We start from the raw sequence: 12,620 nt of genomic DNA on the forward strand, positions 1-12,620 counted from the left end.
GCGATTAAATGGCGATGGAAACACAAGACATTATTAAACGCTCCGCGACCAACCCGATAACGCCCGCGCCTCGCGCGCGGGACTACAAGGCAGAAGTCGCCAAGCTGATCGATGTCTCCTCCTGCGTGGGCTGTAAGGCCTGCCAGGTGGCCTGCTCGGAGTGGAACGATATCCGCGACGAGGTGGGGCACTGCGTTGGCGTTTACGATAACCCGGCTGATCTGAGCGCCAAGTCCTGGACGGTGATGCGCTTTAGCGAAACCGACCAGAACGGCAAGCTTGAGTGGCTAATCCGTAAAGACGGCTGTATGCACTGTGAAGATCCGGGCTGCCTGAAGGCATGCCCGTCTGCGGGTGCAATTATTCAGTACGCCAACGGGATCGTCGACTTCCAGCAGGATAACTGTATCGGCTGCGGCTACTGCATCGCAGGCTGTCCGTTTAATATCCCGCGCCTCAATAAAGAAGATAACCGGGTCTATAAATGCACGCTGTGTGTCGATCGCGTCAGCGTCGGACAGGAGCCTGCCTGCGTGAAGACCTGTCCTACCGGGGCTATCCACTTCGGCACCAAAAAAGAGATGCTGGAAGTGGCGCAGCAGCGGGTGGATAAGCTCAAAGCGCGCGGCTATGACAAGGCCGGGATTTATAACCCGCAGGGCGTGGGCGGTACGCACGTCATGTATGTTCTGCACCACAATGACCAGCCGGAGCTGTATCACAATCTGCCGAAAGATCCGGCGATCGATACCTCAATCAACCTCTGGAAAGGGGCGCTTAAGCCGCTCTCAGCGGCGGGCTTTATCGCCACCTTTGCCGGGCTGATTTATCACTACATCGGTATCGGGCCGAATAAAGAGGTGGATGACGACGAGGAGGAGCATCATGAGTAAGTCGAAAATGATAGTGCGCACAAAATTTGTCGATCGCGCCTGTCACTGGACGGTGGTCATCTGCTTCTTCCTGGTGGCGGTATCCGGCATTTCGTTCTTCTTCCCGACGCTACAGTGGCTAACGGAAACCTTCGGGACACCGCAGATGGGGCGCATACTGCATCCGTTCTTCGGCGTACTGATTTTCGTGGTGCTGATGTTTATGTTTGTACGTTTCGTTCATCACAACATCCCTGACAAGCAGGATATTCCGTGGCTAAAAGGGATTGTTGAGGTTCTGAAAGGCAACGAGCATAAAGTCGCGAAGGTGGGCAAATATAACGCCGGGCAGAAGATGATGTTCTGGACCATCATGAGCATGATTTTTGTGCTGCTGGTGACCGGGGTGATCATCTGGCGTCCGTATTTTGCGCACTATTTCCCGATTCAGGTGGTGCGTTATGCGCTGCTGATCCACGCGACCTCGGCCATTATTCTGATCCACGCCATTCTGATCCATATGTATATGGCATTCTGGGTGAAAGGATCGATCAAAGGCATGATTGAAGGGAAGGTGAGCCGCCGCTGGGCGCAGAAGCACCATCCGCGCTGGTACCGCGACATTGAGCGTCTTGAAGCGCAAAAAGAGAGTTCGGAAGGGTTGAAGTAAACCTCGCGCCGTCGGCATTGTCCGGCGGCGCTGCGCTTGCGCGGCTTTTAGCTACGTATTGGTAATTAACGCATCAATTCCTGCAAGAACACTGCTTCTTGTACTGCGCAGATTACATACATAATCCTTATTATTAAGTTTTTTTGTCTCCACGTGTGTGATGTTGGCTGTATTAAGAAAATATGTCTGGAATTCAAGGTTCACCAGTGGCGTTGCAGCGTTTGAATATCCTCTTAAATGATTGTGATAGCTTAACGGGACAATAAGTCTCGTTGATAAGTCGTCATAATAATCGTGCTGAGTAATCATAAAATAGGGTTGATATTCACACGTTCTGTTTGATGGATTGCGGTAAACGTCAAACTGAAAACACATCAAAGCCCTCCGAAATAAGGGTCATCCGATAATAGCCCGGCTTTGGCCGTTAATTCATTCATTGCTTTAATAAATCCTTGATCCTGTTGACGCTGCCGCTTGAGCTCTCCTGCTGTAGAGAGTGGGCGAGGTCTATTCCCCGTAGGGCGCTCTGTCGTAGCACATCTTTCTGTGCGGTTCGGTTTCATGTTTTCTCCTTTGTTGGTGCGGTAATTATCAACCGCAGCCAACAAAAAACAATACTGTTTCCCCTGGTAATCTACATTATGCGAGCCGTCTTCCAGTAATATCAAAACCGCTCTGCAATATACCGGAAGGGATATTTTGTTGGCTTCACTTTGCCGATCTTGCGTTTCGGTAAATCCACCTTGTCAACGTGAATTTCTTTATAGGGGATCTGTGAAAGCAGATGCGAAATAATATTCAACCGAACCCGTTTTTTATCTTCTGAGCGCGCCACAAACCACGGCGCCCAGGCGGTGTCGGTCGCTTTAAACATCGCATCACGGGCGAGGGTATATTCATCCCACAGATTGAAAGATTTTATGTCCATTGGAGACAGCTTCCAGATCTTGCGACCATCATTAATGCGATCGCGCAGGCGGCGTTCCTGCTCTTTTGGCGTTACTTCAAGCCAGTATTTCAACAATATGATACCGGCATCGACCATCGCTTTTTCCATCACCGGCGTTCCATCAAGAAATTTGTCGGCCTGCTCTTCGGTACAGAAACCCATTACTCTTTCCACGCCTGCGCGGTTGTACCAGCTCCGGTCAAAAATGACGATTTCACCGGCAGAGGGCAGATGGGGAACGTAACGCTGAAAATAGAGCTGACTTTTCTCTTTATCGGTGGGGGCCGGTAACGCAACAACGCGAAACACCCGGGGGCTGACGCGTTCGGTGATGGCTTTGATGGCGCCGCCTTTACCCGCGCCGTCTCGCCCTTCAAAAACAATACAGACCTTTAACCCTTTGGCGACCACCCATTGCTGGAGCTTAACCAGTTCAACATGGAGGCGGCGAAGCTCTTGCTCGTACGCTTTGGTTTTGAGCGGCGCGTTTTTAACGACATCATCAACAACACGGGTTTTCTTCTTACTGACCATGGCGGGTCTCCCTATGGGTCCGGTCGCGGGATCGAGGCCGTACTAAGCGTGTAATCGGCCTGAATGAATGGATTAATGTGTCAGAAAGCTGATTTGAACTGGTTCACCATACAAGTTTAATCAATAATGCACGCTGCGTATTTTTTAACAGTGGTCGCGGTATGAAAAAAACAATTTTTTCGTTAGCACTGGCTACCTTTGGCCTGGGGATGGCTGAATTTGGCATCATGGGCGTGCTGACAGAACTGGCTCATGATACGGGCATTTCGATTCCCTCCGCCGGAAATATGATTTCGTTTTACGCTTTTGGCGTGGTGATCGGCGCGCCAATTGTGGCGCTGTTCTCCAGTAGATTTTCGCTGAAAACAACGCTGCTGTTTCTGGTGGCGATGTGCGTCGTCGGTAACGCGCTCTTTACCTTCTCTGACACCTACATGGGGCTGGCGGCGGGGCGCTTAATCTCTGGTTTCCCGCATGGCGCGATTTTCGGTGTGGGGGCGATAATCCTGTCAAAAATTGCGCCACCGGGTAAGGTGACGGTTGCTGTAGCAGGGATGATTGCCGGGATGACCGTTGCCAATTTGCTTGGCGTCCCGCTCGGGACCTGGCTGGGACATGAATTTAACTGGCGCTACACCTTCTTTTTGATTGCCGTCTTTGATGCGCTGGTGATCCTCTCTGTTCTGCTGTGGGTGCCAGACATTCACGACACGACAACCACCCGGCTGACAGAACAATTCCACTTCCTGAAAAAACCGGAACCGTGGCTAATTTTTGCCGCAACGATGTTTGGCAATGCCGGGGTGTTTGCCTGGTTTAGCTTCGTGAAGCCGTTTATGGTCAACGTGTCAGGCTTTTCCGAGGGCGTCATGACCGCGATCATGATGCTGATGGGGCTGGGCATGGTGCTGGGTAATGTCTTCAGCGGCAAGCTGTCGTCGCGCTTTAGCCCGCTGCGCATTGCTGCCACCACCGACATGGTGATTGTGGCTTCGCTGCTGTTACTGTTCGCGTTTGGCGAGCTTAAAACAGCTTCACTGGTAATGGGGTTCGTCTGCTGCGCCGGGCTGTTTGCGCTCTCTGCGCCGCTGCAAATACTGCTGCTGCAAAATGCGAAAGGCGGCGAGATGCTGGGCGCCGCAGGCGGGCAAATGGCGTTTAACCTCGGCAGCGCAATAGGCGCGTATTTCGGTGGAATGATGATTACGCTCGGCTTTAGCTGGAGCTATGTCACGCTTCCGGCAGCGATCTTATCCTTCTCAGCAATGACCTCTCTGTTGATGTACGGTTTTTTATGTGCCAAAAAGCGTCAGGCCAACGCAGGAGCGCTGGCCTGATTTCACGCTTTGCCCGCTGGTCGCGGGCACAGGAGGGGACTACACGAATTTCGCCAGCGGGTCAGCGGCGGCAAATGCGACTGCTTTGTCTGCTGCTGGCGGGTAAATCAGTTCGTTGGTGATGGCGACTTTGATCTTTTTGCCTTCCTCGCGCACGGATTTAACACGCTGTTCCCAGCCCTCGGTGTACACCGCGCCCCAGCCACCCAGATCCAGACAGGTGACGTAATTCACCTGACGGTAAGGGTACGGCTCCAGATTTAACAGGCTGGCAGCTGCGTTATGTCCGGCGAATTTCCCCAGCTGGATCGCGTGCTGGCAGGTCATCAGTGCCGTGTTGCCCGCATCGTCCGTTTTGGCGTGCGCCATATCACCCGTCGCGTAAACCTCCGGATGCGCAGGGATCTGCAACGTGTCGGTGACGATAAGGCGTCCCTGAGTGTCGCGTTCCCCGTCAATTTGCAGACTGAGGGGGTTAGCTTCTACCCCTGCCGTCCACACTACAGTCGCGCTGGCAATGCGCTCTCCGTTTTTCAGCGTCACGCCGCTGGCATCAATAGCTTCAATTTCACTGTTTAAACGCCATTCAACGTCCAGCGCGTTGCTTGCTTCTTCAATGGTGTTACGCAGCGCTTCGCTGTAACGCCCGCCAATGGTTGGACCTCTTTCAACTACGATCACTTTAGTCTTTGTATCGGCGCCGAAGCGGGTGCGAAGACGAGCAGGGAGTTCCGTTGCCAGCTCAATGCCGGTAAAACCGCCGCCACACACGACCACGGTATTGCGTTCTGGGGTGGAGGGGCGCGAAACCAGCGAATCAAGATGTTGCTCGAACAGCCTGGCGGAGTCGAGTTGGTCGATCTCAAATGCGTATTCAGTCAGACCGGCAATCGGCGGACGTTTAGTCTGGCTACCGGTTGCGAGGATCAGACGTTCCCAGTTGACTTCGGCAATGGCGCCGTTTGAATCGCGATACAAAACGGTTTTAGAAGAGGTATCAATACGTTGTGCTTCGCCCGAAATAAAGGCAATACCCAGTTCAGCAAACAGTTCGGTCAGTGGCGCGACCATCGTCGACACGTTCTCTTCATAAAAACGTGGACGAACGCGCAGTTCCGGTACCGGGGCCAGCACGGCAATGCTGAGGCTATTATTACCTTCCAGAGCAGAAAGACGCGCGGCGCTGACCGCAGCCCACATACCGGAAAACCCACTACCCACAATTAAAATCTGCTTTTTCATACTCGATCCTTTTGTTCGTCAGGCTGTGTGTCTGACATAACTGCCACTATACTTGTCGGAGTTAACTGCGACAACTTCTTTCTGAGTTAAAATTCGTTATAATGCAGCGAACAATGACCCGGAGTGAGCCATGGCGTTTTACAGTTCTGGTGTGGAATATGGCATTCATAGCCTGATGTGTATGGTGGATGCAAAAGGCAATGAGCGTGAGATGAGCGTCCGGGAGATGGCGGCCTTGCAGGGCGTACCGTACGACTATCTTGGGAAGATTTTCACTCGTTTGTCACGCGCGGGGCTGGTTATCAGCACCGAAGGCAAGGGGGGAGGATTCCGGCTGGCGCGTCCGGCAGAGCTGATCAGCGTGCTGGACGTGGCGCACGCCATCGATGGCGATAAGAATATGTTCGAATGTCGGGAAGTGCGTCAGCGCCTGGCGGTATTTGATGAAACGCCACCGGCCTGGGTCTGTGACGGACCGTGCGGGGTGCGATCGGTTATGGACAGCGCGCAGCAGCGGATGGAAGAGGAGTTAGGACGCCATACCATCCTGGATCTGGCGCGGAAGATGTATCGAAAAGCGCCGGACACGTTCCAGATCGAGGTTCAGGAGTGGATTTCCGATCGCCGTTCGTCTACGTGACAGGCCGGGCAGGGCAAACCCGCTACCCGGCCACCGCGGTTAAGAACGTAAATCAATCACCATACGGCCACGGATCTGGCCCTGTTCCATCTCTTTAAAGATGGCGTTGATATCTTCCAGTGGGCGCAGCGTGACTTTCGGAACCACCTTACCTTCAGCCGCAAACTGGAAGGCTTCGAGCAGATCCTGACGAGTACCCACCAGAGAGCCCACCACCTGAATCCCATCCAGGACCAGACGTGGTATATCCAGGCTCATCGCTTCCGGCGGCAGGCCAACAGCCACCACGCGGCCTCCGGCGCGAACTGCATCAACGGCAGAGTTGAAGGCCGCTTTCGCTACCGCCGTCACCACTGCCGCATGTGCGCCGCCGGTTTTCTCCTGAATCACTTTTGCCGCATCTTCACTGCGGGAGTTCACGGTTAAGTCTGCGCCCATGCTGGCAGCGAGCTTCAACTGCTCGTCATTCACGTCAATGGCGATAACTTTCGCATTAAAGACATTTTTGGCGTATTGCAGTGCGAGGTTGCCCAGACCGCCAAGGCCATAGATCGCAATCCACTGGCCGGGTTTGATCTCAGAGACTTTTACCGCTTTGTAGGTGGTGACACCGGCGCAGGTGATGCTGCTGGCCGCCGCAGAGTCCAGCCCCTCCGGGACTTTAACCGCGTAATCCGCGGTCACGATGCACTCTTCCGCCATGCCGCCGTCGACGGAGTAACCCGCGTTTTTTACGTCACGGCACAGAGTTTCGTTGCCGGTATTACAATATTCACAGTGGCCACAGCCTTCGAAGAACCACGCCACGCTTGCACGATCGCCAACTTTCAGTGACGTGACGCCCGGACCAATCTCTTTGACAATACCAATCCCTTCATGGCCGAGGATCACCCCGGTCTTGTCGCCAAAATCGCCATTTTTAACATGGAGATCGGTATGGCAAACGCCACAGCACTCCATCTTCAGCAGCGCTTCACCATGTTTGAGCGCGCGTAAGGTTTTCTCTGTAACGTTAACCTGATGATCCTGAGTGACAACAGCAGCCTTCATGTGTTTCTCCTTTTACTAATGAGTATCTGCATAGCAGGTGTAATACCCATTAAGGATTAATACTTTGGCGCTGTAATGCAAGGCAACCGCAACATAATGTCATCAATTAATTCAGTTTCAGATTAAGAATACGGTGATCCTCTAATAATCAGTAGGGGAAAACGCTAACGTAAAAAACCCGGCGTAACGACCGCCGGGTACAGATTTATAGTTGGGCTTCTATCTCCTCAATCTCTCTTCGCCATTGCGCCTGCAACTGCGGTTTTTGTTGTTTTGGCTTGCGCGCCAAATCCTCTTCCAGCAGCATTTCCAGGGCAACCAGGCGTTCGAGCAGATCGTCAGACGCTGAAGGTGGTGCCTTCGATGCAGTCTTCGACGCCTCAGGCACCACCGGACCGGTGCTCGCACGCAGGCGCTCAAACACCGCCTCCGCATCGTGCCATTCGCTAAGCCTGCCGTCCTCAATCAGCCAGTAGCGGTTACAGCTCTGGCTAATTAACTGACGATCGTGGCTCACCAGCAGCACTCCGCCTTCAAACTGTTGCAGCGTTTCCGCCAGCGCCTCTTTGCCCTCCATATCCAGGTGGTTGGTCGGTTCATCCAGCATCAGCAGGCTATAACGGGCAAGGGTCAGGCCGACGAACAGCAGGCGCGAACGTTCCCCGCCGCTCAGCGTACTGACTTTTTGCCCGTGCCGCGCCCACGAGAAGCCGGCACTGATGAGCGCCATTTTACGGGTCTGCGGATCTGGCGCGAAAGGCTCCAGCGCATCAAGCAGCGCCGTATCGTCTGGCAACTGATGCAGCGTCTGGTCGTAGTAGCCGGGTGAGACGCGCGGATGACGCTTAAGCCGCTCGTCCGCGATCTCGTCGCAAAAATGTCGCCAGATAAGCTTCAGCAGCGACGATTTTCCGCAGCCGTTACGACCCACAATTGCCACGCGATCGCCGCTCTTCAGCCGCGCGCTGACGAGGGTAAACAGGTCTGGCAGACCCGGCGCCGGGGGCACGCCGAGGTGGGTCATTTCCAGCAGGCGATCGGCCCGAAGCGCGTCCCCGCGCAGGGTTAAGGTCCACGGGCTTCCCGCCGTCAGTTCCGTCTGGTTCTCTTTCAGGCGTTCGACCTGTTTTTCCATCTGCTTAGCCTTACGGGAGAGATCTTCGTTGTCGTAGACCTTGCCCCAGGTCGCGAGGCGTTTGGCGCTGGCCGTGACGCGGTCGATCTCTTTTTGCTCTGCCTTGTGGCGCTGCGCATCGCTTTCGTCTTTCGCCTCCAGCGCCTGACGGGCGGCAGTGCAGGGAAGGGCGAAGTAGTGTAGTATTTTATCGCGCAGGATCCAGCTGCCGTTGGTTACCGCGTCCAGCAGTTGCCTGTCGTGTGAAACCAGCACAAAGCTGCCGGACCAGCTCTGTAAAAACTGCTCCAGCCACAGCAGGGTCGGCAGGTCGAGGTGGTTGCTCGGTTCGTCCAGAAGCAGCAGATCCGGATCGCTTATCAACGCCCGCGCCAGCAGCAACCGCGTATGCTGACCGCCGCTCAGCGTGGCGGATTGCAGCGCCGTTTCCTGCGTCGTAAAGCCCATTCCGGCCAGCAGCGTCTCGGCCTTCCAGCGAAGACTGTCGCGCTCACCGGTCGGCAGCTGCGCCAGCACCGCATCCAGCATGGTCAGGGGATAAAGGGTCTCCGGCAGATGTTGTTCCACGCGCGCCAGCAGGCAATGTCCCGCCAGTGAAACGGTTCCGGCAGCAGGGGACTGCGTCCCGTCGAGGATTTTCAGCAGCGTACTTTTTCCGCAGCCGTTATCACCCAGCAGGCCAATCCGGTCGCCTTTTTTCAACGTAAAGGAGAGAGAGTCGAAGAGCGTGCCAAACGCGGTATCAACACGTAAAGAATGTGCAGTGAGTAGAGTGCTCATTGTTGCTTACCCAGGAGTTACAGGCATGTTTATGCCTCGTCAAACATCGCTGACGATAACTCAGTAAGCCCGAGAGAAGGGATTTCAGGGGTTAGTGTCTTCGCTCAAGCGGTAGTTATCGCAGCACGATACCGATAACGCTTGAGCTGGTGCGATCACCAAATGTATGTGAAACATTGAAAATTTCACAGTACAGCATAATTGGCCTCCTTATATATTCAGTAGGTTAATGGATGAAGGGAGTGTAGCGGGGGAAAATGGGTTTGGCTAGTGGGAAGTGCCGTATATTCCCCTCACCCTAACCCTCTCCCCAAAGGGGCGAGGGGACTGTCCGGTGCGGTTTTCACCCTCTCCCCTTTGGGGAGAGGGCTGGGTGAGGGGCAATGCTTAAATCGAAGTACGACGATAGCTACGGTATTCCGGCATCCAGAAGTTATCATCAATCGCCTGCTGCAACGCATCGGCAGAGGTTTTCACCGCGACGCCTTGCTGCTGCGCCATTTTGCCTACCGCGAAGGCAATTGCGCGGGACACTTTGTGAATGTCTTTCAGTTCCGGCAGTACCAGGCCTTCACCGTTATTCACCAGCGGAGAGTGACCTGCCAGCGTTTCGCTCGCGGACATCAGCATTTCGTCGGTGATGCGGGACGCGCCGGAAGCAATGACTCCCAGACCAATACCCGGGAAGATATAGGAGTTATTGCACTGCGCGATGGGGTAGAGTTTGTCCTTCCACACCACCGGATCAAACGGACTGCCGGTTGCGACCAGTGCCTTACCTTCGGTCCATGCGATGATGTCCTGCGGCGTTGCCTCCACGCGTGAAGTCGGGTTAGATAGCGGCATCACGATAGGGCGTTCGCAGTGCTTGTGCATCTCGCGAATAATCTCCTCCGTGAAGAGGCCGGTCTGCCCGGACACGCCGATCAGAATGTCCGGCTTCACGTTGCGCACCACGTCAAGAAGCGAGAGCACTTCGTTATCGGTATCCCAGTTTTTCAGGTTTTCGCGTTTCTGCACCAGTTTGGTCTGGAACGGGAGTAAGTTTGGCATGCCGTCGGTCAGCAGGCCAAAACGGTCCACCATAAAGACGCGGGAGCGGGCCAGCTCTTCGCTTAAGCCTTCGCGCTGGGTCTGGGCAATAATTTGCTCGGCGATGCCGCAGCCCGCGGAGCCTGCACCCAGGAAGACAATTTTCTGATAGCTGAGCTGGCTGCCTGCCGCACGGCTCGCAGCAATCAGCGTACCGACGGTCACTGCCGCAGTGCCCTGAATGTCATCGTTGAACGAGCAGATCTCATCGCGGTAGCGGTTCAGCAGCGGCATGGCGTTTTTCTGTGCGAAGTCTTCGAACTGCAACAGCACGTCAGGCCAGCGGTGCTTCACGGCCTGGATGAAATCATCCACAAACTGATAGTACTCGTCGTCGGTAATGCGCGGGTGACGCCAGCCCATGTACAGCGGATCGTTCAACAGTTGCTGGTTATTGGTCCCCACGTCAAGTACCACCGGCAGGGTGTAGGCCGGGCTGATCCCGCCGCAGGCGGTATACAGCGAGAGCTTACCGATGGGGATCCCCATCCCGCCAATGCCCTGGTCACCGAGGCCCAGAATACGTTCGCCATCGGTCACCACGATCACCTTGATGTTGTGGTTAGGCACGTTTTGCAGAATGTCATCCATGTTGTGACGGTTCTGATAAGAGATGAACACACCGCGGGAACGACGGTAGATCTCTGAGAAGCGTTCACACGCCGCGCCGACGGTGGGGGTGTAAATGACGGGCATCATCTCTTCAAGATGGTTCTGCACGAGGCGGTAGAAGAGGGTTTCGTTGGTGTCCTGAATATTACGCAGGTAGATGTGTTTATCGATTTCGGTTTTAAAGCCCTGATACTGGATCCAGGCACGTTCTGCCTGTTCTTCAATGGTCTCAACCACTTCAGGCAGCAGGCCCAGCAGGTTAAAGCTGCTGCGCTCTTCCATGCTAAAGGCGCTGCCTTTGTTCAGAAGGGGGAACTCCAGTAAAACCGGACCGGCGTAAGGAATATAAAGGGAACGATGTTTTTTCAGTTTGTTGTCCATGTCACTCACTCTTTTTAAGAAGATCCGTCCCTGACACTGCTGTTTGTCATCTTTCTGGCCTGTGCTACGGGGTGCGGTCGGTTGGTATTATAAAGGAGCTGAATATTAATTACCGCAACACATAAAGAAAAACACCACCGGGGTGACCGATGGTGTTGTGGATTTCGTACTGGAAATTACTTGCCTGCCTGACGTTTCCTGCCGGTGGCGTGGGTAACTTGCGTTTCGCTACCCTCCTCAATAACCACTTTACGCTGGTTAGAGAGCTTGTAGTTCAGTCCCAGAATATGGCGTGCCTGACGGTTCGATTTCATGTTAACTCCTCAATCCTGTTGATAGTTTTAAGGACAAGCTTGCTTACGCAAACGAAATGTAACCCCTTAGGTTGCAGATCCAGCTTAGCAGGTTTTTACAGAGGTGCGTTTCGCCCACTAACCACATAGTTGATGGTTTGCTGGTAGATGTCACTGAGGATGTCATTGTCCGTGGCTTCCACCCACTTGGTCAGTTCCATCAAAATGTCATCTTCAGTAACAACACCGTGCTCGGCGTGAAGACCTTGTGCGATCGCGTTAACAAGTTCCGGTTGTGCTGCTGTGGTATGTGCCGGGTAATAAGTAAACATGCTGCCTCCGTGTCGTTGTCTGTTTAATGTTACGGCGTGCAAAATCGTAATTCACATTCAGATTGGCAAATATTTTTGCCGTTGTGGTTCAGATTCGTCCTGGAATTAAAAATAACATCTCCCGTAGCACAGAAATAAAACTCAGGGTTTCCAGCGGCGTAAATTCGTGGTTTTTTCATAAGGCATGGGCGTCGGCCAGGAGATCAATTCCACAATGCTGCCCCAGGGGGTTTGACCATAGCAGAAAGCATTGCCTTCACCTTGCTCATCCGGAAAGCTAAGCGGCTTCGGCGCGGTGAACATCTCGCCGCCGGCGGCGGTGAAAGCCGCGATGGCACTATCAAAATCATCAACATAAACAGCAAAATGCTGAAGTCCAAAGTCGCTGGCGCGAGCGGGCATTCCCTGTTCAGGGCCATGCATTTCGAAAAGTTCTATGCCGGGTCCGTGCGGCATAACAAGCATGCGAATGGCATGAATTTTAGTGCCGGGAAATAATTTTAAGGTGTGCTGCTGGGCGGGCTGATCGATATTATCGGTTTCTGCATCGACAGAATGATATAAAACCTGTGCGCCGAAAGCGCGTTCAAAAAATAGGGTGGCTTTTTCAATGTCGGGCACCGTAATACCGATATGGTCAATACCCCTTACTGACGATTGCATAGTAAACTCCTGCTATAAAAAATTTAAATATAGCAGGA

Annotated in this window: 14 protein-coding genes; 4 read left to right on the forward strand and 10 right to left on the reverse strand. The window is 53.8% G+C overall.

Annotated elements, in window-relative coordinates; genetic code table 11:
• The first annotated feature begins 8 nt into the window (after positions 1-8).
• A complete protein-coding gene (gene fdxH / locus ACOTZP_RS01330; protein ID WP_003857048.1) occupies positions 9-893 on the forward strand; it encodes a formate dehydrogenase subunit beta in 885 nt (294 codons plus the stop codon).
• A complete protein-coding gene (gene fdnI / locus ACOTZP_RS01335; RefSeq protein WP_023300174.1) occupies positions 886-1,542 on the forward strand; it encodes a formate dehydrogenase-N subunit gamma in 657 nt (218 codons plus the stop codon). The genes fdxH and fdnI overlap by 8 nt, the downstream gene beginning before the upstream one ends.
• Positions 1,543-1,593: 51 nt before the next feature.
• On the opposite strand, the gene ACOTZP_RS01340 is transcribed toward fdnI, so the two are convergent.
• The 3 genes from ACOTZP_RS01340 to ppk2 are packed head-to-tail and all read right to left on the reverse strand — an operon-like array spanning position 1,594 to position 3,025.
• Complete coding sequence (locus ACOTZP_RS01340; RefSeq protein WP_271074720.1) at positions 1,594-1,917, reverse strand: CcdB family protein; 324 nt, start codon at positions 1,915-1,917, stop codon at positions 1,594-1,596.
• Entirely contained in the window at positions 1,917-2,210 is a 294-nt protein-coding gene (locus tag ACOTZP_RS01345; protein WP_271086501.1) for a hypothetical protein, read from the reverse strand. The genes ACOTZP_RS01340 and ACOTZP_RS01345 overlap by 1 nt, the downstream gene beginning before the upstream one ends.
• On the reverse strand, positions 2,207-3,025 hold the full coding sequence (gene ppk2 / locus ACOTZP_RS01350) for a polyphosphate kinase 2 (protein ID WP_022648203.1): 819 nt from the start codon (positions 3,023-3,025) through the stop codon (positions 2,207-2,209). The genes ACOTZP_RS01345 and ppk2 overlap by 4 nt, the downstream gene beginning before the upstream one ends.
• Before the next feature lie 161 nt (positions 3,026-3,186).
• Here ppk2 and araJ point away from each other — a divergent pair, with 161 nt between their 5' ends.
• Entirely contained in the window at positions 3,187-4,362 is a 1,176-nt protein-coding gene (gene araJ, locus ACOTZP_RS01355) for an MFS transporter AraJ (protein ID WP_032624209.1), read from the forward strand.
• A 39-nt stretch (positions 4,363-4,401) separates the two neighbouring features.
• Here the strand turns inward: araJ and ACOTZP_RS01360 are convergent, their stop codons facing one another.
• A complete protein-coding gene (locus tag ACOTZP_RS01360) occupies positions 4,402-5,604 on the reverse strand; it encodes an NAD(P)/FAD-dependent oxidoreductase (RefSeq protein ID WP_271074721.1) in 1,203 nt (400 codons plus the stop codon).
• 130 nt (positions 5,605-5,734) lie between these two features.
• Here ACOTZP_RS01360 and ACOTZP_RS01365 point away from each other — a divergent pair, with 130 nt between their 5' ends.
• A complete protein-coding gene (locus ACOTZP_RS01365; protein WP_022648200.1) occupies positions 5,735-6,244 on the forward strand; it encodes an RrF2 family transcriptional regulator in 510 nt (169 codons plus the stop codon).
• A 39-nt stretch (positions 6,245-6,283) separates the two neighbouring features.
• Here the strand turns inward: ACOTZP_RS01365 and adhP are convergent, their stop codons facing one another.
• The 6 genes from adhP to ACOTZP_RS01395 form a co-directional block, all read right to left on the reverse strand.
• Positions 6,284-7,294 carry an alcohol dehydrogenase AdhP gene (gene adhP, locus ACOTZP_RS01370; RefSeq protein WP_022648199.1) on the reverse strand — a complete coding sequence of 337 codons (1,011 nt, stop codon included), beginning with the start codon at positions 7,292-7,294 and terminating at the stop codon, positions 6,284-6,286.
• Positions 7,295-7,499: 205 nt separating this feature from the next.
• On the reverse strand, positions 7,500-9,209 hold the full coding sequence (locus ACOTZP_RS01375; RefSeq protein ID WP_271074722.1) for an ABC-F family ATP-binding cassette domain-containing protein: 1,710 nt from the start codon (positions 9,207-9,209) through the stop codon (positions 7,500-7,502).
• A gap of 387 nt (positions 9,210-9,596) precedes the next feature.
• Entirely contained in the window at positions 9,597-11,294 is a 1,698-nt protein-coding gene (locus tag ACOTZP_RS01380) for an NAD-dependent malic enzyme (protein ID WP_022648194.1), read from the reverse strand.
• Positions 11,295-11,470: 176 nt separating this feature from the next.
• Positions 11,471-11,608 carry a stationary-phase-induced ribosome-associated protein gene (gene sra, locus ACOTZP_RS01385; RefSeq protein ID WP_000841561.1) on the reverse strand — a complete coding sequence of 46 codons (138 nt, stop codon included), beginning with the start codon at positions 11,606-11,608 and terminating at the stop codon, positions 11,471-11,473.
• 95 nt (positions 11,609-11,703) lie between these two features.
• Positions 11,704-11,919, reverse strand: a complete 216-nt coding sequence (gene bdm / locus ACOTZP_RS01390; protein ID WP_022648192.1) for a biofilm-dependent modulation protein — start codon at positions 11,917-11,919, stop codon at positions 11,704-11,706.
• 141 nt (positions 11,920-12,060) lie between these two features.
• The gene (locus tag ACOTZP_RS01395) at positions 12,061-12,582 is read right to left on the reverse strand and encodes a VOC family protein (protein ID WP_032624213.1); all 522 of its coding nucleotides are present in this window, start codon (positions 12,580-12,582) and stop codon (positions 12,061-12,063) included.
• Between the last annotated feature and the right edge of the window lie 38 nt (positions 12,583-12,620).

Origin of the sequence: Enterobacter cloacae complex sp. SYL001, assembly GCF_049237025.1 — a bacterium.
In the GTDB taxonomy this organism is placed as follows: Bacteria; Pseudomonadota; Gammaproteobacteria; order Enterobacterales; family Enterobacteriaceae; genus Enterobacter; species Enterobacter intestinihominis.

What these genes read in the sequence shown, in the direction of transcription:
- araJ (WP_032624209.1), top strand. Translation starts at nt 3,187, where the DNA reads ATGAAAAAAACAATTTTTTCGTTAGCACTGGCTACCTTTGGCCTGGGG.
- bdm (WP_022648192.1), bottom strand. Translation starts at nt 11,919, where the DNA reads ATGTTTACTTATTACCCGGCACATACCACAGCAGCACAACCGGAACTT.
- ppk2 (WP_022648203.1), bottom strand. Translation starts at nt 3,025, where the DNA reads ATGGTCAGTAAGAAGAAAACCCGTGTTGTTGATGATGTCGTTAAAAAC.
- fdxH (WP_003857048.1), top strand. Translation starts at nt 9, where the DNA reads ATGGCGATGGAAACACAAGACATTATTAAACGCTCCGCGACCAACCCG.
- ACOTZP_RS01340 (WP_271074720.1), bottom strand. Translation starts at nt 1,917, where the DNA reads ATGTGTTTTCAGTTTGACGTTTACCGCAATCCATCAAACAGAACGTGT.
- ACOTZP_RS01395 (WP_032624213.1), bottom strand. Translation starts at nt 12,582, where the DNA reads ATGCAATCGTCAGTAAGGGGTATTGACCATATCGGTATTACGGTGCCC.
- ACOTZP_RS01380 (WP_022648194.1), bottom strand. Translation starts at nt 11,294, where the DNA reads ATGGACAACAAACTGAAAAAACATCGTTCCCTTTATATTCCTTACGCC.
- ACOTZP_RS01365 (WP_022648200.1), top strand. Translation starts at nt 5,735, where the DNA reads ATGGCGTTTTACAGTTCTGGTGTGGAATATGGCATTCATAGCCTGATG.
- sra (WP_000841561.1), bottom strand. Translation starts at nt 11,608, where the DNA reads ATGAAATCGAACCGTCAGGCACGCCATATTCTGGGACTGAACTACAAG.
- fdnI (WP_023300174.1), top strand. Translation starts at nt 886, where the DNA reads ATGAGTAAGTCGAAAATGATAGTGCGCACAAAATTTGTCGATCGCGCC.
- ACOTZP_RS01360 (WP_271074721.1), bottom strand. Translation starts at nt 5,604, where the DNA reads ATGAAAAAGCAGATTTTAATTGTGGGTAGTGGGTTTTCCGGTATGTGG.
- ACOTZP_RS01375 (WP_271074722.1), bottom strand. Translation starts at nt 9,209, where the DNA reads ATGAGCACTCTACTCACTGCACATTCTTTACGTGTTGATACCGCGTTT.
- adhP (WP_022648199.1), bottom strand. Translation starts at nt 7,294, where the DNA reads ATGAAGGCTGCTGTTGTCACTCAGGATCATCAGGTTAACGTTACAGAG.